General features: G+C 70.2%; 19 protein-coding genes. 10 read left to right on the top strand and 9 right to left on the bottom strand.

Translation table 11 applies throughout. From position 1 onward, the window contains the following. Positions 1–4 precede the first annotated feature (4 nt). Positions 5–1,027 (top strand): GTP 3',8-cyclase MoaA, encoded by a 1,023-nt coding sequence (moaA, locus tag ACFQU3_RS01055; RefSeq protein WP_385905178.1) that lies wholly within the window; start codon positions 5–7, stop codon positions 1,025–1,027. Positions 1,028–1,049: 22 nt separating this feature from the next. Here moaA and ACFQU3_RS01050 read toward each other — a convergent pair whose 3' ends face one another. After that, positions 1,050–1,280, bottom strand: a complete 231-nt coding sequence (locus ACFQU3_RS01050) for a hypothetical protein (protein WP_385905175.1) — start codon at positions 1,278–1,280, stop codon at positions 1,050–1,052. After that, the gene (locus ACFQU3_RS01045; protein WP_385905172.1) at positions 1,277–1,570 is read right to left on the bottom strand and encodes a DUF3099 domain-containing protein; all 294 of its coding nucleotides are present in this window, start codon (positions 1,568–1,570) and stop codon (positions 1,277–1,279) included. The genes ACFQU3_RS01050 and ACFQU3_RS01045 overlap by 4 nt, the downstream gene beginning before the upstream one ends. Positions 1,571–1,763: 193 nt before the next feature. Here ACFQU3_RS01045 and ACFQU3_RS01040 point away from each other — a divergent pair, with 193 nt between their 5' ends. The 3 genes from ACFQU3_RS01040 (at position 1,764) to ACFQU3_RS01030 (ending at position 5,631) form a co-directional block, all read left to right on the top strand. Beyond that, on the top strand, positions 1,764–2,498 hold the full coding sequence (locus tag ACFQU3_RS01040; protein WP_385905169.1) for a beta-ketoacyl-ACP reductase: 735 nt from the start codon (positions 1,764–1,766) through the stop codon (positions 2,496–2,498). Positions 2,499–2,579: 81 nt separating this feature from the next. Then, the gene (fabI, locus tag ACFQU3_RS01035) at positions 2,580–3,341 is read left to right on the top strand and encodes an enoyl-ACP reductase FabI (RefSeq protein ID WP_385905167.1); all 762 of its coding nucleotides are present in this window, start codon (positions 2,580–2,582) and stop codon (positions 3,339–3,341) included. 40 nt (positions 3,342–3,381) lie between these two features. Beyond that, the gene (locus tag ACFQU3_RS01030; protein ID WP_385905164.1) at positions 3,382–5,631 is read left to right on the top strand and encodes a tetratricopeptide repeat protein; all 2,250 of its coding nucleotides are present in this window, start codon (positions 3,382–3,384) and stop codon (positions 5,629–5,631) included. Between the two features lie 222 nt (positions 5,632–5,853). Here ACFQU3_RS01030 and cphA read toward each other — a convergent pair whose 3' ends face one another. The 5 genes from cphA to glgC all read right to left on the bottom strand — a co-directional run bounded on the left by cphA (position 5,854) and on the right by glgC (position 13,350). Beyond that, positions 5,854–8,745 carry a cyanophycin synthetase gene (cphA, locus tag ACFQU3_RS01025; RefSeq protein ID WP_385905161.1) on the bottom strand — a complete coding sequence of 964 codons (2,892 nt, stop codon included), beginning with the start codon at positions 8,743–8,745 and terminating at the stop codon, positions 5,854–5,856. Positions 8,746–8,827: 82 nt separating this feature from the next. After that, a complete protein-coding gene (locus ACFQU3_RS01020; RefSeq protein ID WP_385905158.1) occupies positions 8,828–9,748 on the bottom strand; it encodes a cyanophycinase in 921 nt (306 codons plus the stop codon). Positions 9,749–9,757: 9 nt separating this feature from the next. Continuing rightward, positions 9,758–11,002, bottom strand: coding sequence for a phosphoserine phosphatase SerB (serB, locus tag ACFQU3_RS01015; RefSeq protein ID WP_385905156.1), 1,245 nt, complete (start codon positions 11,000–11,002; stop codon positions 9,758–9,760). A gap of 66 nt (positions 11,003–11,068) precedes the next feature. Continuing rightward, a complete protein-coding gene (locus ACFQU3_RS01010; RefSeq protein ID WP_385905153.1) occupies positions 11,069–11,947 on the bottom strand; it encodes an LLM class F420-dependent oxidoreductase in 879 nt (292 codons plus the stop codon). Between the two features lie 146 nt (positions 11,948–12,093). Further along, positions 12,094–13,350 carry a glucose-1-phosphate adenylyltransferase gene (gene glgC, locus ACFQU3_RS01005; RefSeq protein ID WP_385905150.1) on the bottom strand — a complete coding sequence of 419 codons (1,257 nt, stop codon included), beginning with the start codon at positions 13,348–13,350 and terminating at the stop codon, positions 12,094–12,096. Positions 13,351–13,460: 110 nt separating this feature from the next. Here glgC and glgA point away from each other — a divergent pair, with 110 nt between their 5' ends. Together glgA and ACFQU3_RS00995 are read left to right on the top strand one after the other, a co-directional pair. Further along, positions 13,461–14,663 (top strand): glycogen synthase, encoded by a 1,203-nt coding sequence (gene glgA, locus ACFQU3_RS01000; RefSeq protein WP_385905147.1) that lies wholly within the window; start codon positions 13,461–13,463, stop codon positions 14,661–14,663. Next, positions 14,663–15,589: a hypothetical protein gene (locus ACFQU3_RS00995; protein WP_385905144.1), complete on the top strand. Its 927-nt coding sequence runs from the start codon at positions 14,663–14,665 to the stop codon at positions 15,587–15,589. The genes glgA and ACFQU3_RS00995 overlap by 1 nt, the downstream gene beginning before the upstream one ends. On the opposite strand, the gene ACFQU3_RS00990 is transcribed toward ACFQU3_RS00995, so the two are convergent. Continuing rightward, on the bottom strand, positions 15,579–16,307 hold the full coding sequence (locus ACFQU3_RS00990; protein ID WP_385905141.1) for a PIG-L deacetylase family protein: 729 nt from the start codon (positions 16,305–16,307) through the stop codon (positions 15,579–15,581). The two genes, ACFQU3_RS00995 and ACFQU3_RS00990, sit on opposite strands and share 11 nt — an antisense overlap. A gap of 52 nt (positions 16,308–16,359) precedes the next feature. Here ACFQU3_RS00990 and ACFQU3_RS00985 point away from each other — a divergent pair, with 52 nt between their 5' ends. Further along, a complete protein-coding gene (locus tag ACFQU3_RS00985) occupies positions 16,360–16,788 on the top strand; it encodes a pilus assembly protein CpaE (protein WP_385905138.1) in 429 nt (142 codons plus the stop codon). 19 nt (positions 16,789–16,807) lie between these two features. On the opposite strand, the gene ACFQU3_RS00980 is transcribed toward ACFQU3_RS00985, so the two are convergent. Next, positions 16,808–17,572, bottom strand: coding sequence for a hypothetical protein (locus ACFQU3_RS00980; protein WP_385905135.1), 765 nt, complete (start codon positions 17,570–17,572; stop codon positions 16,808–16,810). Positions 17,573–17,631: 59 nt separating this feature from the next. Between ACFQU3_RS00980 and ACFQU3_RS00975 the strand changes: the two genes are divergently transcribed. From ACFQU3_RS00975 to ACFQU3_RS00965, 3 genes are all read left to right on the top strand, one after another. Next, positions 17,632–18,417, top strand: a complete 786-nt coding sequence (locus tag ACFQU3_RS00975; RefSeq protein WP_385905133.1) for an ABC transporter ATP-binding protein — start codon at positions 17,632–17,634, stop codon at positions 18,415–18,417. A gap of 72 nt (positions 18,418–18,489) precedes the next feature. Further along, positions 18,490–18,996, top strand: coding sequence for an NfeD family protein (locus ACFQU3_RS00970; protein WP_385905130.1), 507 nt, complete (start codon positions 18,490–18,492; stop codon positions 18,994–18,996). Between the two features lie 78 nt (positions 18,997–19,074). Beyond that, positions 19,075–20,223, top strand: a complete 1,149-nt coding sequence (locus tag ACFQU3_RS00965) for an SPFH domain-containing protein (RefSeq protein ID WP_385905127.1) — start codon at positions 19,075–19,077, stop codon at positions 20,221–20,223. Positions 20,224–20,259 lie beyond the last annotated feature (36 nt).

The following is a 20,259-nucleotide window of genomic DNA, read 5'->3' as shown; positions in this document are numbered from 1 at the left end:
GTCCATGACCCGCCTTCCCGACCCGAGCGTGCGACCGGCCGGCCTGGTCGACCAGTTCGGTCGAGCGGCGCGTGACCTGCGCGTCTCGGTGACCGACCGCTGCAACCTGCGCTGCACGTACTGCATGCCGGCCGAGGGTCTGCCGTGGCTGCCCAAGGCGGAGATGCTCACCGACGAGGAGATGCTCCGGCTCATCGGCCTCTTCGTGCGCGACGGCGTGACGCAGGTGCGGCTCACCGGTGGAGAGCCGCTGCTGCGCAGGTCGCTGGTCGACCTCGTGGCGGGCATCGCCGCGCTCGAGCCGCGGCCCAGGATCGCGATGACGACCAACGGCGTCGGCCTCGAGCGGGTGGCCCGCGGCCTCAAAGCCGCCGGGCTCGACCGGGTGAACGTCAGCCTCGACACCATCGACTCCGAGACGTTCACGCAGCTGACCCGTCGCGACCGCCTCGCCGATGTCGAGTCGGGCCTGCGGGCTGCCGCCGACGCAGGGCTGACCCCTGTCAAGGTCAACGCCGTGGCGATGCGCGGCATCAACGACGAGTCGGTTGCCGACGTGCTCGCCTGGTGCCTCGAGCGCGGCTACGAGCTGCGCTTCATCGAGCAGATGCCGCTCGACGCGCAGCACGCCTGGGACCGCAGCGACATGATCACCGCAGACGAGATCCGCGAGCGACTGTCCCGGCGCTGGGAGCTGACGCCGCTCCCCGCTGCTGAGCGAGGGAGTGCACCTGCCGAGCGGTTCCTCGTCGACGGCGGCCCTCAGACCGTCGGCATCATCGCGAGCGTCTCGTCCCCGTTCTGTGCCGCCTGCGACCGCACCCGGCTCACCGCCGACGGCCAGGTGCGCAACTGCCTCTTCTCCAACACCGAGACGGACCTGCGCGGCCCGATGCGAGCCGGCGCCACCGACGACGAGCTGCTCGACCTCATGCGCGGTGAGATGTGGCGCAAGCGTCGCGGGCACGGCATCGGCGAGCCTGACTTCGTCCAGCCCGACCGACCCATGTCCGCCATCGGCGGCTGACGGCTTCAATCGATCAACGGCCTCAGCCGTCGGCGTCGGTGAGCGACTCGACGGGGATGACCTCGATGAGGAAGCCGCGCAGGGCGACGAAGTCGGCGAGCGACTTCTGGTGGTCGTCACACGCGAGCCACACCTTGCGCCGGTCGGCGGTGTGCAGCTTCGGATTGCGCCAGATGACGGCGTGGGCTGCATACCGGCGACAGCCCTTGGCGCTGCAGATGTGCTCGGTGTGGGCCCTGCTCGCTTGGCTCACTGGTCGATGCGGTGGGTCTCGTCGGGCGCAGGTGTGACGGCCTGGATGCTCCCCACCTGGCTCGGCCGGACCGCGTTGGCGATGACCACGGCGAAGTACGGGATCACGACGGCCCCGATGATCGCCGCCCAGCGCATCCAGCCGGTGGTCACGAAGACGAGACCGAAGCACACGACGCGGATGCCCATCATGGTCAGGTAGCGCCTGACCCGCTGGTCCTGGTCGTCCGTGGTCGACGTCGCCGCCGAGGTGACGCTGTAGACGACGGGTTGGTTCTTCGGTCTTGCCACACCTCCACCTTAGGCCTGCGTCAGCCTTGGCAGTACAGCGTTGTCCAGCCTTGGGTGTGCGGTGTGGCCAGCTCTTCGACGACGCCGGATCGGGGTGTTGGCCGGCGTCCGGCGCGGCGACACGGTTCTGTGTACCCCTCGGTAGTCCGTTAGGTTTCGGGGCAGGCACCGACAGCCCGGCACCGCCGGAGGGATGGAGGAACGCAAGGTGGCAACGAGCGAGCAGCGCAACGTGCTGGTCACAGGTGGCAACCGCGGCATCGGCCTGGCGATCGCCCGGGCCTTTGCCGAGGCCGGCGACAACGTCGTCATCACCCACCGTTCCGGCGAGCCACCGGAGGGCCTGCGCGGCGTCAAGTGCGAGGTCACCGACTCGGCCTCCGTCGACGCGGCCTTCAAGGAGGCCGAGGAGATCTTCGGCGGGCCGGTTGAGGTGCTCGTCGCCAACGCCGGCATCACCAAGGACACCCTCCTCATGCGGATGAGCGACGAGGAGTTCGACTCCGTCATCGACACCAACCTGGCCGGCGCGTTCCGCTGCGCCCGACGCGCCGCCACCGGCATGATCCGCAAGCGCCGTGGCCGGATCGTCCTCATCTCCAGCGTCGTCGGCCTCTACGGCTCGCCGGGTCAGACGAACTACGCGGCGTCGAAGTCGGGCCTCGTCGGCCTCGCCCGCTCCATCACGCGCGAGCTGGGCGGACGCGGGATCACCGCGAACGTCGTGGCACCCGGCTTCATCGACACCGAGATGACCGCGGTGCTGCCCGAGGACCAGAGGAAGGCGTACCTCTCCAGCATCCCGGCGGGCCGCTTCGCCACACCCGAGGAGGTCGCGTCGGTCGTGCGGTTCGTCGCGAGCGACGACGCCGGCTACATCTCGGGCGCGGTGATCCCCGTCGACGGCGGGCTCGGCATGGGCCACTGAGCCCACCACACGGCATACGGCCGTATGCCGTCAACCTCCTTGCGCAGCAAGCATCCCCACCCACACGAGAAAGTCGCAGGCATGGGAATCCTCGAAGGCAAGAAGCTCCTCATCACCGGCGTCCTCATGGACAGCTCGATCGCGTTCCACGTCGCGAAGATCGCACAGCAGGAGGGCGCCACGGTCGTGCTCACCTCCTTCGGCCGTACGATGAAGATCACCCAGACCATCGCCAAGCGCCTGCCCGAGACGCCCGCGGTCATCGAGCTCGACGTGGCGAACCAGGAGCACCTCGACACGCTTGCCGAGCGCCTGCGCGAGCACGTCGACGGTCTCGACGGCGTGCTGCACTCCATCGGCTTCGCACCGCAGGGTGCGTTCAACTTCATGGAGGGCACCTGGGAGGACGTGTCGACGGCGCTGCAGATCTCGGCGTACAGCCTCAAGTCCCTCGCCGCCGCGACGCTGCCCCTCATGCCTGACGGCGGGAGCGTTGTGGGGCTCACCTTCGACGCGAAGTTCGCGTGGCCGGTCTACGACTGGATGGGCGTCGCCAAGGCGGCGTTCGAGTCGACGAACCGCTACCTCGCCCGCGACCTCGGGTCCAAGGACGTGCGGTGCAACCTCGTCGCGGCCGGCCCGATCCGCACGACCGCCGCGAAGTCGATCCCTGGCTTCGAGCAGTTCGAGAAGATCTGGGACGAGCGGGCCCCCCTCGGCTGGGACGTCAACGACCCGGTGCCGGCGGCGAAGGCCTGCGCGGCGCTCCTCTCCGACTGGTTCCCGGCCACGACGGGCGAGATCGTGCACGTCGACGGCGGCGTCCACGCCATGGGGCAGTGACCGCACGCAGACCACTGCTCGTCTCGCTAGAGTCCTGCCCATGCCTGACGCCGGGACCGAGTCCAGCACGCTGACGACGACCGACATCGAGACGGTACCGCCGGTCCGGGTCGAGGAGGTCCGGGTGCTCGACGGGCCCAACCTCTACTTCTCGCGCCCGGCGATCAAGGTGATCCTCCACCTGCCCGGCTTCCTCGATCTCAAGCGAACCGAGGCCGAGGCGCTGGCTCGACGGCTCGGCATGCGTTCGGCCCGTCCCGGGCGTCGCGGCACCGCCCTGCGGCAGCGGTTCGTGATGCGACTCATCCGCAACGTGGCCCGTCGGGTCGGCACCGAGATCGGCGCCGGCCGCCTCGGCGTACGCGTCCGGGCTGGCCAGACGGTCGAGGACGTCGTGCTCGCCTTCCCCTGGGTGCACCGCACGCGGGGCCGCGTCGCCGGAGAACAGTTCGGAGCGGTGATGGCCGGCCTGCTCGACCGGTCGCGCCGCCCCGACGACGTCATCGAGGAGGCGGCCGCCGTCATCATGGCCGCCCCGGACGGTCCGGGTCCGAGCGTCATCACTCCGAAGGTGCCGGTCGCCTCGGTCACCGGCACCAACGGCAAGACGACGACGACCCGGCTCATGGCCCACATGTGCATGACGGCCGGCCTGACGACCGCATGGAGCTCGACCGACGGCGTCGTCGTCATGGGCGAGACGAAGGAGGAGGGCGACTTCTCCGGACCGGCGGGTGCCCGTGCCGTCCTCGAGACCCCCGGCCTCGACATCGGCATCCTCGAGACCGCGCGCGGCGGCATGCTCCTCAAGGGCATGGGAATCACCGCCAACGACGTCAGCGTCGTCACGAACGTCAGTGCCGACCACCTCGGGCTCCAGGGCATCGACACCCTCGACCAGCTCGCCGAGGTCAAGGCGATCGTCACGACGGTGACCAAGCCTCAGGGCTGGGTCGTGCTCAACGGTGACGACCCGCGCGTCTGGGCCATGCGCTTCGGGATCAAGGCCAAGCCGTGGGCCTTCAGCCTCGACCCCGCCTCGCCCGCGCTGTGGGAGTCGATCAACACCGGTGGTCGCGGCATCACCGTGCTGGACGGCGAGATCGTCGTCCTCTCGCCCAACGGCGACCCCGACCGGCTCGTCAAGATCGTCGACGTCCCGATGACGCTGAGCGGCCTGTCCCGCAACAACATCGCGAACGCCCTGGCCGGTGCGGCGGCCGCGCTCGGTCTCGGTGTGCCGCGTTCGGCCGTGGTCGAAGGTCTACGGACGTTCGCCCCCGACCCGGAGCACAACTGGGGCCGCCTCAACACCTACTCCCTGCCGCTCGACGGTGGCGGCAAGACCACCGTCATCATGGACATGGCCCACAACGAGGCGGGTCTGGAGGCGCTCCTCGAGGTGTCTCGCGGGTTGGCCGCGCCCGGAGGGGCGGTTCGCCTGAGCCTCGGCTGTGCCGGTGACCGGGCCGACGAGGCCATCGTGGCGATGGGTGAGATCGCCGGCCGGGATGCCGACGAGGTCGTCCTCAAGCTCGCGCGCCACTACCTTCGTGGACGCCAGCCGGAGGAGCTGCTCGGCCTCTTCCGCCAGGGCCTCGACAAGGTCGGCGTGCTCGACGTTCCCGGCTACGACACCGAGTTCGAGTCCTTCGAGGCCCTCGTGCCGCACGCCCACGACGGGGACGTCATCGCGCTCATGTGCCACGCCGAGCGCACCGAGGTCGACGGCTGGATCCGCAACCACCGCGGCAAGGTCGACGATGCGCGAGCGATCAGGCGCAAGGTGGTCGCAGCTCGCGGCGAGCACGAGCTCGAGTCCGAGATCGCCGCGCTGTGGGACATGGACGACGAGTCGGCCCGCCTCGGCGCTGCGCAGAGGCTCGTCGACGACCACCCGGGCGATCCCCGCCTCGTCTTCGAGCTGGCGGGCGCCAAGGACGCGATGGGCGACGAGCAGGACGCGATCGGCCTCTACGAGGAAGCGCTCGCGGCCGGCCTGCGCGAGCCACACCGCCACCGGGCTCAGCTCCAGCTCGCCTCGAGCCTGCGCGTCGTGGGCCGGGCCGGGGAGGCGCGGCAGCTCATCGCCGACGTGCTCGAGGCGCGGCCGCACAACACCGCCGCCCTCATGCTGCGTGCTCTGGTGCAGGCCGATCTCGGTGAGGAGCGTCAGGCCGTCGCCGACCTCATCCGCGCGACCCTCGAGGCGACGACCGACGTCGACACGCAGTCCTACCGTCGTGCCCTACGCACGTACGCCGACGAGCTGGCCCCCGCCACCGAGTGACCACGGGTGAAAGTGCCCACTCGACCGGGTGATCACGTCGAGTGGGCACTTTGCACCACCCCGAGGCCGGTGCGAACGAAGTGCCCACTCGACTGGGTGATCACGTCGAGTGGGCACTTTGCACCACCCCGAGGCCGGTGCGAACTGCCCACTCGACTGGGTGATCACGTCGAGTGGGCACTTTGCACCCGCCGGGACCCGGGTGCGAAGTGCCCACTCGACTCAGATGGCGGTGTCGTCGGTCCGCCCGGACTGCGCATCCGAGGGCACGGCGCCCAGGGCCTCGCCCTCGGCCTCGTCGCCCTCGGCCTCTGCCGTCTCGGTCAGCGTGCTCGGGTCGAGGTCCGGGTCGCTCGTCGCCACCCCCGGCGCGCCGATGCGGGAGCCGGCCTGGGCGTGCTTCGTGCGCTCCTCGAGCTCGGCGACGACCATCGCATGCTGGTCGACACACATGACGACGAGATCACCGGGGTTGGTCCGGGCCAGGACGTGGCGCGTCGCCTCGAGCTCGTCGAGGACGATCTCGACCTGGCGGCAGCGCGCCCCATCCCTCATGGCCTCGCGCGCGCCCTCGGCGACCAGCTCTGCGGTCGCACCGGGCTTCCGCCCGCGCAGGCGTTCGTCCTCACGCACGACGAGGACGTCGAAGTGCTGGGCCGCGACGGCGCCGAGCTCACGCATGTCGTCGTCACGGCGGTCGCCGGCGGCGCCGATCATGCCGATGCGCGAGGTCTTGGCGAGATCGGACTGGCCCTGCTTCTGCGCCGCATACCGGTCGACGAATGCCCCGAGCTCCTTCATGCCCGCAGCGTTGTGGCAGTAGTCGACGAAGACGTCGGCGTTGCCGACGTGGACGAGGTTGAGGCGTCCGGGGGAGAGGTAGTACGTCGTCGCGAACGTGCGCAGACCCTGGCGGATGTCGTGCAGCGGAGCCCCGGCCGCGAACGCCGCCCCGGCTGCTGCGAGCGCGTTGGCGACGTTGAAGCGCGCCGCGCCGCCGAAGGTGGACGGCAGCAGGTGCGTCCAGGCGAGCTGCATGCTCCGTCGCCCGTGCTTGATGACGATCATCTCGCCACGGTCGCTCGGCTCGAGCACGACGGCGCGCCCGCCGCGGCGGCAGTAGTCGTCGACGAACTCGCGCACCTCGCTGCCGGGCTCCGACATCGAGAACCAGACGATGCCGCCGGAGCAGCGGCGGCGCATGTTGCGTACGTGGGGGTCGTCGGCGTTGAGGACCGCGAAGCCGTCGCGCGGCACGGCCTCGACGATGACCGCCTTCACGTCGGCCAGCTGGCGCAGCGTGTCGATTCCCTTGAGCCCCAGGTGGTCCGGAGCGACATTGGTCACGACGGCGATGTCGTTGCGGTCGTAGCCGAGCCCTTCGCGGAGTATGCCGCCGCGGGCGACCTCCATGACGGCGAAGTCGACGCGAGGGTTCTGCAGCACCATGCGCGCCGACCGGGGCCCAGAGGCGTCCGCCTTGATGACGAGGCGCTCGTCGATGACGACGCCGTCGGTCGACGTCATGCCGACCTTGCGGCCGAGACCCTTGAAGATGTGGGCGATCATCCGCGACGTCGTCGTCTTGCCGTTCGTGCCCGTGACGGCGACGATCGGCACCCGCGACTGCGCGCCGGGCGGGAAGAGCAGGTCGACGACGGGCTTGGCGATGAACTGCGGCTCGCCGACCGTGGGGTGGGTGTGCATGCGGAAGCCCGGCGCGGCGTTGACCTCGCAGATCGCGCCGCCGGTCTCGCGGACCGGGTAGGTGATGTCCGGGCAGATGAAGTCGATGCCTGCGACGTCGAGTCCGACGATGCGGGCGGCCTCCTCGGCGATCTCGACGTTGTCGGGATGCGCGTCGAAGGTGCGGTCGATGGAGATGCCGCCGGTCGACATGTTGCCGGTGAGGGCCAGCTTGACCATCTCGCCCTCGGGCGGAACCGACTCGAGCGTGTGACCCTGGCCGGCGAGGATCTCGAGGGCGTTGGCGTCGACCTTGATCTTGGTCAGCACCTTCTCGTGTCCCACGCCACGCCTCGGGTCGGCGTTCGTGATCTCGACGAGCTCGCCGACGGTGTGGCTGCCGTCGCCGACGACGTGTGCGGGCACGCGCTCGGCGATGGCCTGCATGCGGCCGCCGACGATGAGGCACCGGTAGTCGCGCCCGGTCACGAAGGACTCGACGATGATCGTGCCGCGGCGCGACTCGGCCTTGGCGATGTCGTAGGCCTTCTCGACCTCCTCGTCGCTCTGCAGGTTGAGGCAGACGCCGCGTCCGTGGTTGCCGTCGAGCGGCTTGATGACGACGGGGAAGCCGATCCGGCGGGCCGCCTCGAGGGTCCCTCGCAGCGTGCGGACCGCCTCCTGCTTCGGCACGGGCAGGCCCGCCGAGCCGAGCAGCTTTGTCGTGAGGTCCTTGTCGCTCGCGATGTCGACCGCGAGAGCGCCGGTCCGGGAGGTCATCGTGGCGCGGATGCGCTGTGCGTGGACGCCCTGGCCGAGCTGGACGAGGGACGCGGAGTTGAGGCGGATGAAGGGGATGTCGCGTGAAGCGGCCTCCTCCAGGATCGCCGCGGTCGACGGGCCGAACGCGACGCGGTCGGCCTGCCGGAGAAAGGCGTTGAACTCCGTCTCGAAGTCGAAGCCGTCCTCCGGCTCGACGAGGTGGTTGATGAGGCGCACCGCGAGCTTGCCGGCCGCGACGCCGACGGTCTCGTCGGTGTAGCTGTAGATGACGTTGTACTGCCCCGACCTGCCCTTGACGGCGCGCGTCTTGCCGCGACGCGAGTCGTGACCGGCGAGGGTCTGCAGCTGCAGCGCGACGTGCTCGGTGACGTGCCCGAGCCAAGTGCCCTCGCGCAGCCGCTCGACGAAGCCGCCCCGTCGGCCGAGCGAGCACGTGTGGCGCTCGAGCCCCGGGACCAGCTCGACGAGCCGGTCCGTGAAGCCCGGCAGGGACACCGTCGGGTACTCCTCGAGGCTGCCGAGGTCGACGACGAGGTGGATGGCCTGCTGGTAGGACCAGATGTTGGGTCCACGGTAGATCCGGGTCTCGAGGATCTTCAGGTCCGGTCGTGCAGGGCCTGTGGGTGTGGGTACCTCGACGGCCATGGATCTCCTCCTCGGGGTCGCGCGGGACGTGCCGTGACGGCATACCCGGGACCACCTGGCTTCTGGGTGGGATGAACGGGACTCAGTGAGCGGCGCTGCTCGTCGACGAGCGCGCCGCCCGGACCTTCGCCGGCACGACCGCACCCTCGATGTCGGGGTGACGTTCGACGAACGCGGTCAGCTCGACGTGGTCCAGGTCGAACGTACTGCCCGTGGGCAATGAGTGCACGACCGCTCCAGAAACGAGGAGCGGCGCCCCGCGGCGGGCGTCGGGCGCGTCGGTGATCGCGTTGCGCGCGTTGACGAGGAAGATCGCGCCGGCCCCGATGACCGACATGACCCGGCCGTTGCGGATCTCGGCCGCGGTGTTCTCGTCGATGCCCATGCCGAGGAGGTTCGGCGACACCGCGACCATCGACATGAGGCGGCCGTAGCGGCCCCGCTGGTCGAAGTGCTGGTCGATGATGACGTCCTCGACGAGCCCGAGCCCGGCGGAGATCTGGCTCGCGCGCTGACGCGGCGTCAGGCCCTCCTCGCCCAGCGAGATCATGTAGCGGCTCATGATCGACGCACCGGCCGACGTGCCGGCGATGACGGCCCCGCGCCCATAGGCCCGCACGATCGCGTCGCCGACAGGGGTCCCCACGATGTTCTGGGAGAGCTTGACCTGGCTGCCGCCCGTGATGAAGACCCCCGTGGCCGTGTCGAGCGTCTCGACCATTGCCGGGTCGTTGGCATCCCGACGCGTGAGCGGGTGCACGATCGAGACGTCGCCGCCGCGCAGGCGCGTGAAGACGTCGCGGTAGGCCTCGGAGACCTCCTCGGCGAACGACGACGCGGTCGGGACGACGACGATGTGCGAGCGACGGCCTCCTGCGAGCTTCACGAAACGCTTGAGGACGACGGACCTCCCGATCCGGTCCTCGGCGCCGCCGATGATGAGCAGCGTGCGACGGACGCCGTCCGGGTTCGGGGCTGCGGACGCAGTGGCCACGGTCTGCATCGCGCCAGCCTAGTGACCGGCGTGCGGGACGGGAGGAGCGTGGGTCGGCGTGCCGTCACCCAGATCGGCCTCCTCGATCTCCTCGCGTGAGATGCCGAGCAGGTACAGCACGGCGTCGAGGTAGGGCACGTTGACCGATGTCTGGGCCTTCTCCTGTACGAGCGGCTTGGCGTTGAAGGCGACTCCGAGCCCGGCGGCGTCGAGCATGTCGAGGTCGTTGGCGCCGTCGCCGATCGCGACCGTCCGGCTGAGCGGCAGCCCCTCCTGCTCGGCGAACTCACGGAGCGCACGCGCCTTGCCGGCACGGTCGACGACCTCGCCGACGACGCGCCCGGTGAGCACGCCGTCCACGATCTCGAGGCGGTTGGCGCGGGCGTGGTCGATCCCGAGGTCCTCGGCCAGCTCGCCGACGATCTCGATGAACCCGCCACTGACGAGGCCGACCGTGAAACCGAGCCGCTTGAGGGTGCGCACGAGCGTGCGCGCTCCCGGGGTCAGCTGGACGGCCTCGCGCACGTCGTCGAGGACGGATGCCGGCAGGCCGGCGAGGGTGGCCACGCGGGCTCGCAGGGACTCCTCGAAGTCGAGCTCACCCGCCATGGCGCGCGCCGTGACCTCGGCGACCTCGGCCTCGCGACCGCAGTGGCCCGCGAGCAGCTCGATGACCTCCTGCTGGATGAGCGTCGAGTCGACGTCCAGGACGACCAGTCGCCGGCCCCGGCGGGCCAGACCGCCCGGAGCGACGGCGATGTCGATGCCCTCGGAGGTGGCGACGAGCGCCAGCTCCGTGCGCAGCGACGGCACGTCGGCACCGGAGATGTCGAACTCGACGGTCGTGACCGGGTAGTGCGAGAGCCGTCGGATGCGGTCGATGTTGGCTCCGTGGTCGGCGATCCGGGTCGTGACGAGCGAGACGGCGTCGGCGCTCAGCGGCGCCCCGAGGACGACGACGGCGGCGCGACCCTGGCGCGGGCGGGCGTTGACGCCGGTGCCCTCGACGACCGTGAGGGTGAGACCGAGGCGGTGGGCGGCGACGGCAGCCGCGTCTCGCAGCTGGTCGACGTGGGGACCGGGTCGCAGCAGGATCGTCAGGGTGAGGTGCCCGTGCACGACGACCTGCTGGATGTCGAGCACCTCGGCGTCGACGCCGGAGAGGGCACCGAGCAGCGTTCCGGTGACTCCCGGACGGTCGCGACCCGTCACCGTCACGCTGAGGGTCTGGATGTCCGTTCCGTCGGTGTTCGCTGCGGTCACCGTGTCAGGGTAATGAGCAGGCCGTCGCGGGCGCGGCGCCATCCGGCATCCGGCCCGTGACGTCCGTCAGGATGTGGCCGGTGGCGCGTTGACCTCGTCGCGCCACTGGACCAGGTCACGGACACGCGCGAGGTCCGGCTTCGCCGCCGCGACGCTCGCGGTGAACAGTCGGGTCCCGATGTCGTGCAGCTCCTGCGCGTTGCCGGCGTAGTCGCCGCTCTGGTCGGGGTTGCGGCCGGGCACGAAGGCGACGCCGGCCGAGCGCTCGATCTCGAGCGGGTCGCGCCCTCGTCGCGCGCACCACTCGTCGAGGACGCGGTGCTTGTGCGCGATCTCCCCGGGGCCGCCGAAGCCGTGCCAGATGTTCGCGTGCTCGGCGACGATCCGGAGCGTCTTCTTCTCGCCGCCGCCGCCGATGAGGATCGGGATGTCGCGAGTCGGGGGCGGGTTGAGACGGGTCCAGCGATCGCGGATGATCGGCAGGTCGCGGGCCAGGTCGTCGAGTCGGCCACCCGCAGTACCGAACTCGTAGCCGTACTCGTCGTAGTCGAGCTGCTTCCAGCCGGAGCCGATGCCCAGGACGAGGCGCCCACCGCTGATGTGGTCGACGGTGCGAGCCATGTCGGCGAGCAGGCTGGGGTTGCGGTAGCTGTTGCACGTCACGAGGGCGCCGATCTCGACGCGCTCGGTCGACTCGGCCCACGCTCCGAGCATCGTCCAGCACTCGAAGTGCAGGCCGGCCGGGTCACCGCTGAGCGGGAAGAAGTGGTCCCAGTTGAGCAGCAGGTCGACGCCCATCTCCTCGAGGGTCTCAGCGGTCTGCCGGATCTGGGCCCACGTCGCGTGCTGCGGCGGGATCTGGATGCCGACGCGCGCCGGTCGCGGGTCGGAGGCGCTCGCAGGGGTGGGCAGCGCGTCGGTCAGGTTTCCCGTGTCAGCCGTCATGTCGTTCTCCAGCGGTCGGTGTCTCGGTCACGGTGGGTCTCCCGGCCGAGCATGTCACGAGGCGTGGTGGGGTCGACGAACCAGCCCCCACGTCGCCCCGCGTCGGTCGTCACTCCACGAGGTCGCCTCGTCATGAGGACACCTCGTCACCGTGTGACGGTCTGCCCCTTGCCGACGACGACGATGCCCGTGTCGGTGACGTGGAAGCCACGTGCCCGGTCGTGCTCGTGGTCGATGCCGATCTGGCAGCCCTCGGGGATGACGACGTTCTTGTCGATGATCGCCCGCCGGATCTGCGCGTGGCGACCCACCTCCACGCCGTCGAGCACCACCGAGCCCTGGATGCTGGCGTAAGAGTGGACGTGCACGAGCGGCGAGAGCACCGAGGAGTAGATGTGGGCGCCTGACACCACGACGCCGGGGGACACCGCCGAGTTGAGCGCCTCACCGATGCGGTCGCCGCTGCCGTGGACGAACTTCGCCGGCGGGTAGGGGCTGTGCTGGGTGTAGATCGGCCACTCGTAGTTGTAGAGGTTGAAGATCGGGTGGATCGAGATGAGGTCCATGTGGGCGTCGTAGTACGACTCGATCGTCCCCACGTCGCGCCAGTAGCCGCGGTCGCGCTCAGTCGCCCCTGGGACCTCGTTGTCCTTGAAGTCGTAGACGCCGGCCTCACCGCGACCGACGAAGTAGGGCACGATGTCGCCGCCCATGTCGTGGTTCGAGCTCGTCTCGTGGTCGGCCGTCACAGCGTCCTCGAGGGCCGATGCGGTGAAGACGTAGTTGCCCATCGAGGCGAGGATCTCGTCGGGGTTGTCGGGCAGGCCCTTGGGGTCGTTCGGCTTCTCGAGGAAGGCCGCGATCTTGGACGGGTCGGAGTCGTCGACCTCGATGACGCCGAACTGGTTGGCGTACGAGATGGGCTGCCGGATCGCCGCGACCGTGCAGCCGGCGCCGGACTCGATGTGCTGCTCGACCATGTCGCTGAAGTCCATGCGGTACACGTGGTCGGCGCCCACGACGACGACGATGTCGGGCCGCTCGTCGTGCATGAGGTTGAGGCTCTGGTAGATCGCGTCGGCGCTGCCGAGGTACCAGTTCTTGTCGACGCGCTGCTGCGCCGGGACCGTCGTCACGTAGTTGCCGAGCAGCGTCGACATCCGCCAGGTCTTCGTCACGTGCGCGTCGAGGCTGTGCGACTTGTATTGCGTCAGCACGACGACCTGGAGATAACCCGAGTTGACGACGTTGGACAGCGCGAGGTCGATGAGCCGGTAGATGCCCGCGAAGGGGACGGCCGGTTTGGCCCGGTCGGCGGTGAGCGGCATCAACCGCTTGCCTTCACCGCCGGCGAGCACGATCGCAAGGACTTTCGGACCAGCGGCTGGGCTTCGTCGGGCCATGGACGTCACCCTAGGGCCAACATCCGCGGATTCGACAGGTCTGCCCGCATGGCGTCGGAATGTCGCAGTCGGGACTGCAGCGAACCTCGTTGCACCACTAGGGTCGGAACGTGCGTGTCGACATCCTCAGCAAGGAGTACCCGCCAGCCGTCTACGGAGGCGCCGGCGTCCACGTGGCCGAGCTCGTGCGGGCCCTCAGGTCCCGCGGTGACCTCGACGTGCAGGTGAGGTGCTTCGGCGCGGCGCGCGACGAGCCCGGCACGACGGCCTACGCCGACCTGCCCGAGCTCGCCAGTGGCAACGCCGCGCTCCAGACCCTCGGCATCGACGTCGCCATGGCCGGTGACTGCGTCGGAGCAGAGCTCGTCCACTCCCACACGTGGTACGCCAACATGGCCGGCCACCTCGCCTCGATGCTGGGCGGTATGCCGCACGTCGTCACCGCGCACTCGCTCGAGCCGATGCGTCCGTGGAAGGCCGAGCAGCTCGGTGGCGGCTACCGGGTGTCGTCGTGGGCCGAGCGCACGGCGTACGAGTCGGCGGCGGCCGTCGTGGCCGTCAGTGCCGGCATGCGCGACGACATCCTCAAGAGCTACCCGTCCCTCGATCCGTCTCGAGTTCACGTGGTGCACAACGGAATCGACTCACAGCTGTGGCAGGCCGACCGCTCGCCGGAGGCCACGGAGATCGTCCGGCGCCACGGCGTCGACCCCGACAAGCGGTCCGTCGTCTTCGTCGGACGCATCACCCGTCAGAAGGGTCTTCCCTACCTGCTCCGCGCGTGCGCGCAGCTGCCGCCCGACGTGCAGCTCGTCCTGTGCGCCGGCGCACCTGACACCCCGGAGATCCTGGCCGAGGTCGAGGGTCTCATGAACGACCTCCGGTCGCAGCGCGAGGGCGTCGTCTGGATTCCCGACATGTTGCCGCGCAACGAGGTCGTCGCCCTGCTGAGCCACGGCACCGTCTTCGCCTGCCCTTCGGTCTACGAGCCGCTGGGCATCGTCAACCTCGAGGCCATGGCCTGCGAGCTCGCCGTCGTCGCGACCGCGACCGGTGGTATTCCAGAGGTCGTCGTCGACGGCGAGACCGGCTGGCTCGTGCCGATCGACCAGGTCCAGGACGGCACAGGCACGCCCGTCGATCCCGACCGGTTCGTCGCTGACCTCGCTGCGGCACTGACCGAGGGCGTCTCCGACGTCGACCGTGCGCGCGCTTTCGGTCGCGCCGGCCGCGACCGCGCCGTCGATGCGTTCTCGTGGGCGTCCATCGGCGACCGCACACTCGAGGTGTACCGGGCGGTCCTCGGGACCTGATGCCGTCCGGCTTCACGACGCGCCCGCCCTTCGAACAGGCGCCGGCGGACCTCCGCGCAGCCATCGAGGCGGCAGTAGGCTCGCGCATCGCCGGCACGGAGTCGATCCAGGACGGCATGTCGCCGGGTCCGGCAGCGCTTCTGACGTTGCGCGACGGACGTCAGGTCTTTGCGAAAGCCGTTGCGGCCTCGATCGACTCGACGTCGCACCTGTTGTACGCACGGGAGCTGGCGACGCTCAGGGTGCTCCCGCCGACCGTGCCGCACGCACCGCTCGTCGCGGGTGTGGAGCACCGCGACTGGATCGTCGTCGTCACGGAGGCGGCCGACGGTCCCGCGCTCGGGCCGCCCTGGCGGTCACAGGACGTCGCGATCGTCGCCGACGCCATCGCCACCTCCGCCGCTCTGACCGACGTCCCGACTCTTGGCCCCGCGATCGACCGGCTGCCCGACCTCGACGGGTGGCACACCCTTGCCCACGAGCACCCTGACCAGCTCGACGACTGGGAGCGCGCCCGGATCAACGGTCTCGTGGCGATCTCCGACGGATGGCGCACGTGGACGGCAGGCCGGCACCTGGTCCACCTTGACATCCGCTGCGACAACGCCGTGCCGCGCGGTGACGAGGTCTGGCTCGTCGACTGGGCCTCGGCGTGCCATGGGGCGGCGTGGATCGACACGGCGTCGCTTGCCGTGGACGTCGTGGCGTCCGGGCACGTGGGCGGGCAACACGTGGCCGTCAGCCTCTCGCAGGGCCTGCTTTCACAGCTGCCTTATGAGGCAACCAGATTCGTCGTGGCCGTCGCCGGGATGCTGCGCCGCGAGTCCCTGTCGCCGGCGTGGTCGGCGCTGCCCGGCTTCCGCGACTGGCAGCGGCACCGGGCCCTGTCGCTGCGGCCGCTCGTCGAGCGGCTGGTCAGCCGATGAGCCGCCCGGCCAACGCGTAGGTGACTCCCAGCCGCTCGGCCGGACCGCCGAGAACCATGCCGAGCAGGTCAGCCGGAGCGGGGTAGTCCGGTCCGAGGGCCGAGAGGTACTCGCGGTGCGAGGTCAGCGACGCGACGGCCGCGTCGAAGTGGTCAGAGACGTCGACACCGTGCGTCGAGTCCGGGTCGGCACAGACGAGCACCTGCTTCACCTGCCACGGCTCGTAGCCCTCCTCGACGAGCTCGGGGAAGATCCACCGGTTGCCGGCGTCGGCCTTCGCATCGACGACCGCGAGCCCGACGGCGCGGTGGTCGGCCTGGTTGACGAAGCCGCCCGGAAAGTGGTCGGCATAGGTGAGAGACACGATCAGGTCGGGCTTGCGCCTGCGGATCTCACGGGCGATGGCCCGGCGCAGCGGCAGGCCGTACTCGACGACGCCGTCATGGAAGTCGAGGAACTCGACGACGTCGACCCCAACCTCCGCGGCCCCGTCGCGCTCCTCCTGCTCGCGGACCGGACCGGCCTTGTCCGGATGCATCGTGTCGATGCCGGCCTCACCGCGCGTCGCCAGCAGGTAGGTGACCGTCTTGCCGGCCCTCACCCACTTGTCGACCGCTGCGGCGGTGCCGTACTCGAGGTCGTCGGGATGGGCCGCGACGCACAGCACGGTGTCGAAGGTGGTCTCGTCGAGGGGCTTCAGCTCTGGGTGCTCGGTCATGCAGCCAACCTACGGTTCTTGGCGAAGCCCCGGGCGGATGTGACGATGGAGCATGCTGACCATCGAGCTGGCCCGACGGCTCTCGGGTGCTGGCCTCGCCTGGGCGCCGGCGTCCGGAGACCGGTTCGTCGTCCCCGTCGACGGGATGGAGGAGGACGTCTTCGTCATCAGTGACCTCACGGTCGACGTCCACCATTTCAAGACCGGCGACGTCATCGGCTTCAACGGCACGACGGAGTGGGCACTGGACAGCGTCGAGCAGGCCAAGGTCGTGTGGCTGCCGCGCGAGGACCAGCTGCGGGAGGTCCTCGGCGCGAGCTTCGTCTCGCTCGAGCGGCTCGACGGCGGGTACGCCGTCTCCGCCGTGGGCGCCGAAGGCGAGATCGAACGGCACGCGGACATCGACGCCGAGCGTGCGTACGCCCGTGCGGTCATCGCCCGGCTCGAGTCCGCGTCACCCGAGGGGGAGCAGAGCGCCTAGCGGCCCTTCCGCGGGGCCGTCAGGCAGGGCGCCAGCCCGCGATCGACATGACCGCGACGTTCGTCGCGTCGGCGAGGGCCGTGTCGGCATCGGACGCGAGGTCGCGCAGCAACATGCCGCGGCTCGTGGCGGTGCCGGCATCGAGGCCCCCGGAACCCAGCGAGGTGAGGTTGGCCGTGCGGTGCGCGAGACGGGAGAGGTTCGCCGCGATGGCCATGATCCGCAGCGCCCGGGCCGAGGTGGCGGCCGGGATGCCCCAGAGCGCCGTGTCCATGTCGGCCTGCGCCTCGGCCCGCGCCTCGTGGCCCCACGGGTGGCCGCCGACCTGCTCGAAACGAACCGTGTGGTCACGCACCCGGGCCATCAGGTCACGCTCGATCTCGCGCAGGTCGAGCATCTCCATCCGATGCCGAGGCAGCGGATCAGCCTCGTAGGCGGTCCAGTCCGCGCGCACACCCACGTCGCCCTCCGGGCCGAACTCCGAGAGCGTGGGCACGAGCACGCCACCGATGCCGGCCACGAAGACGCACTCGCCGGTGTCTGCGGCGTGCGCGGTCGCCGCCGACGAACCACGCGGCATACGACTGACGTCGCCGGGCCTGGGCAGCGCGACGAACAACGCCCGCTCGCCCAGGTCGCGCCAGACGTCGAGGCGCGCGAGGTCACCGGCCACGTGGTCGAGGTCGGGGAAGGCTCGCTGCAGCGCGTCGGGGGTGCCGAGGTCGCCGCGCCATGACGCGGTCACCCACAGGGCGAGGCGTACGGAGGCGGGCAGCTCGGACACCACGCCATCGTAGGGTGAGCCGCGTCGGCAGCCCGCAGACCGTGCCATAAGGTCGAGCCATGAGCGACGTCCTCGCCTTCGCCGGAGTCACCGTACGCCGCGGTGTCTCGACGCTCCTCGACGACGTCTCGTGGGAGGTGGAGGAGGGCGAGCGCTGGGTCGTGCTCGGCGCCAACGGGGCGGGCAAGACGACGCTCCTGCAGGTCGCCGCCGCGCGGATGCACCCCACGACAGGGGTCGCCGGCATCCTCGGCGAGGTGCTCGGGGCGGTCGACGTCTTCGAGCTGCGCCCGCGAATCGGTCTAGCGAGCTCGTCGATGGCCGAGCGCATCCCCGGCGACGAGCTCGTCGGCAACGTCGTCGTCACCGCGTCCTACGGCATCATCGGCCGCTGGCGTGAGAGCTACGACCACATGGACTACGTGCGGGCGATGGAGCTGCTCAAGGCGCTCGGCGCCGACCATCTGGCCGACCGTGCCTTCGGCACCCTGAGCGAGGGCGAGCGCAAGCGCGTCCAGATCGCCCGCGCCCTGATGACCGACCCCGAGCTCATGCTCCTCGACGAGCCCGCCGCCGGACTCGACCTCGGTGGCCGTGAGGACCTCGTACGCCGCCTGGGTGACCTCGCGGGTGACACGGAGGCTCCGGCGATGGTCCTCGTCACGCACCACGTCGAGGAGATCCCGCCGTCGTTCACCGACGTGCTCATGATCCGCGACGGCAAGGTCGTCGCCGCCGGCCCGATCCCGCTCACCCTCACCGCCGAGAACCTCAGCGCCACGTTCGGGCTCCCGCTCGTCCTGGAGCAGTACGGCGACCGCTGGTCCGCCCGCGCCGAGTCCTGACCGCAATCTCTCGCTGCCCGCGGTCCGTAGGTGCTCGAAGGGAACTGAGGCAGAATCGACATCGTCACAGGTGTGACGCACGAGACGTCGGTGTCCTCACGGCGCCGGCTCGACGAGACGGGGTTGACGGTGTTCGAGGGCTACGCGTGGATGGTCTGGCTGGGGGTGGCGCTCGTCCTCGTCGCCATCGAGGCCGCCACGGTCGACTTCACCTTCCTGATGCTCGCCGGGGGAGCGCTCGGTGCCTCCGTCGCGGCGGCCTTCGGGGCATCCGTGACCGTCCAGGCGGTCGTCGGTGCCCTCGTCTCCGTGGCTCTGCTCGCCGTCGTGCGTCCCTGGCTCAAGAACCGCTTCACCGTCAAGACGCCTGCCCAGCTGATGGGAGCCGCCGCGCACGTGGGCCGGTCCGCCGTCGCTCTCGACCGAGTGAGCCCGGCCGGTGGCACGGTCAAGCTCGCCGGCGAGACCTGGTCGGCACGCACTCTCGGGGACAGCATCGAGCCGGGTGAAGAGGTGGTCGTCGACTCGATCGACGGTGCCACCGCCGTCGTCAGCCGCGCTCGCCTCGTCGGCGACTGACGCCGACAACGTCCTGGCCGACCGGTCCGGACCAGACCACACGCGTCCTCGGGGGCGCGCCAGAGCAGGGAGTAGGCCGTGGACCCGGTACTCATCATCCCGATCCTCATCGTGATCGTGGCCATCATCGTCGTGCTCCGCACCGTGCGGATCGTCCCGCAGCAGACGGCCCAGATCGTCGAGCGGCTCGGCAGCTACAACAAGACCCTGACGGCCGGCATCCACTTCCTGGTGCCGTTCGTCGACAAGGTCAGGGCCAACATCGACCTGCGTGAACAGGTCGTGTCGTTCCCGCCCCAGCCGGTGATCACCTCCGACAACCTCGTCGTGAGCATCGACACCGTCATCTACTACTCCGTCATCGACGCCAAGTCCGCGGTCTACGAGATCGCCAACTTCATCCAGGGCATCGAGCAGCTGACGGTCACGACGCTGCGAAACGTCATCGGTTCGCTCGACCTCGAGCAGACGCTGACGAGCCGCGACCAGATCAACGGTCAGCTGCGCGGCGTCCTCGACGAGGCCACCGGCAAGTGGGGCATCCGCGTCAACCGCGTCGAGCTCAAGGCCATCGACCCGCCCCACTCCGTGCAGGACTCGATGGAGAAGCAGATGCGCGCCGAGCGTGACCGTCGTGCCGCGATCCTCACGGCCGAGGGCGTCAAGCAGTCCGCGATCCTCACGGCCGAGGGCGAGAAGCAGAGCCAGATCCTGCGTGCCGAGGGCTCGGCCCAGGCCCGCATCCTCGAGGCCCAGGGCCAGGCGCGCGCCATCCAGCAGGTCTTCTCGGCGATCCACCGGGGCAAGCCGACCCAGAAGCTTCTCGCCTACCAGTACCTCCAGGTCCTGCCCCAGATCGCACGGGGCGACTCCAACAAGATGTGGATCGTGCCGTCCGAGCTGACCGACGCGCTGAAGGGCATCGGCAACGCCCTCGGCGGCAACGACGCCCGCCCCAGCGATGACGACGAAGAGGCATGGGTGCAGACGACGGACGCCGAGGAGGACGCCTTCGCAGAGACGATCCTCGAGGACTCCGCCAAGGCTCTCGCAGAGGCGCGTGGTCAGGCGGCCGCCGCGAGCGCCGAGTCCACGGAGCACGCTGCGCCCATAGGACGCCAGCAGCCGGCGATCCGGCCCAGCGGCGCCGACGTGCCGCCGCCGCCTGCCGCCGCGCCACCGGCAGCTCCGGTCGACCTGCCGGACGCTCCGCCGGAGCAGCGCTGACGAACCGGCGCTGACGAACCGGCGCTGACGGACCAC

Source organism: Terrabacter sp. GCM10028922 (assembly GCF_042666095.1).
Lineage (GTDB): Bacteria > Actinomycetota > Actinomycetes > Actinomycetales > Dermatophilaceae > Terrabacter.
The sequence above is the reverse complement of the archived record's forward strand: the minus strand, read 5'-3'. Positions and strand labels throughout refer to the sequence as shown.

Excerpts from the sequence above, each read along its gene's own strand:
- ACFQU3_RS00985 (WP_385905138.1), top strand. The coding sequence starts at position 16,360 with ATGCTGACCATCGAGCTGGCCCGACGGCTCTCGGGTGCTGGCCTCGCC.
- ACFQU3_RS00995 (WP_385905144.1), top strand. The coding sequence starts at position 14,663 with ATGCCGTCCGGCTTCACGACGCGCCCGCCCTTCGAACAGGCGCCGGCG.
- cphA (WP_385905161.1), bottom strand. The coding sequence starts at position 8,745 with ATGGCCGTCGAGGTACCCACACCCACAGGCCCTGCACGACCGGACCTG.
- fabI (WP_385905167.1), top strand. The coding sequence starts at position 2,580 with ATGGGAATCCTCGAAGGCAAGAAGCTCCTCATCACCGGCGTCCTCATG.
- ACFQU3_RS00975 (WP_385905133.1), top strand. The coding sequence starts at position 17,632 with ATGAGCGACGTCCTCGCCTTCGCCGGAGTCACCGTACGCCGCGGTGTC.
- ACFQU3_RS01020 (WP_385905158.1), bottom strand. The coding sequence starts at position 9,748 with ATGCAGACCGTGGCCACTGCGTCCGCAGCCCCGAACCCGGACGGCGTC.
- ACFQU3_RS00990 (WP_385905141.1), bottom strand. The coding sequence starts at position 16,307 with ATGACCGAGCACCCAGAGCTGAAGCCCCTCGACGAGACCACCTTCGAC.
- ACFQU3_RS01040 (WP_385905169.1), top strand. The coding sequence starts at position 1,764 with ATGGAGGAACGCAAGGTGGCAACGAGCGAGCAGCGCAACGTGCTGGTC.
- ACFQU3_RS01030 (WP_385905164.1), top strand. The coding sequence starts at position 3,382 with ATGCCTGACGCCGGGACCGAGTCCAGCACGCTGACGACGACCGACATC.
- glgC (WP_385905150.1), bottom strand. The coding sequence starts at position 13,350 with ATGGCCCGACGAAGCCCAGCCGCTGGTCCGAAAGTCCTTGCGATCGTG.
- ACFQU3_RS01010 (WP_385905153.1), bottom strand. The coding sequence starts at position 11,947 with ATGACGGCTGACACGGGAAACCTGACCGACGCGCTGCCCACCCCTGCG.
- moaA (WP_385905178.1), top strand. The coding sequence starts at position 5 with ATGACCCGCCTTCCCGACCCGAGCGTGCGACCGGCCGGCCTGGTCGAC.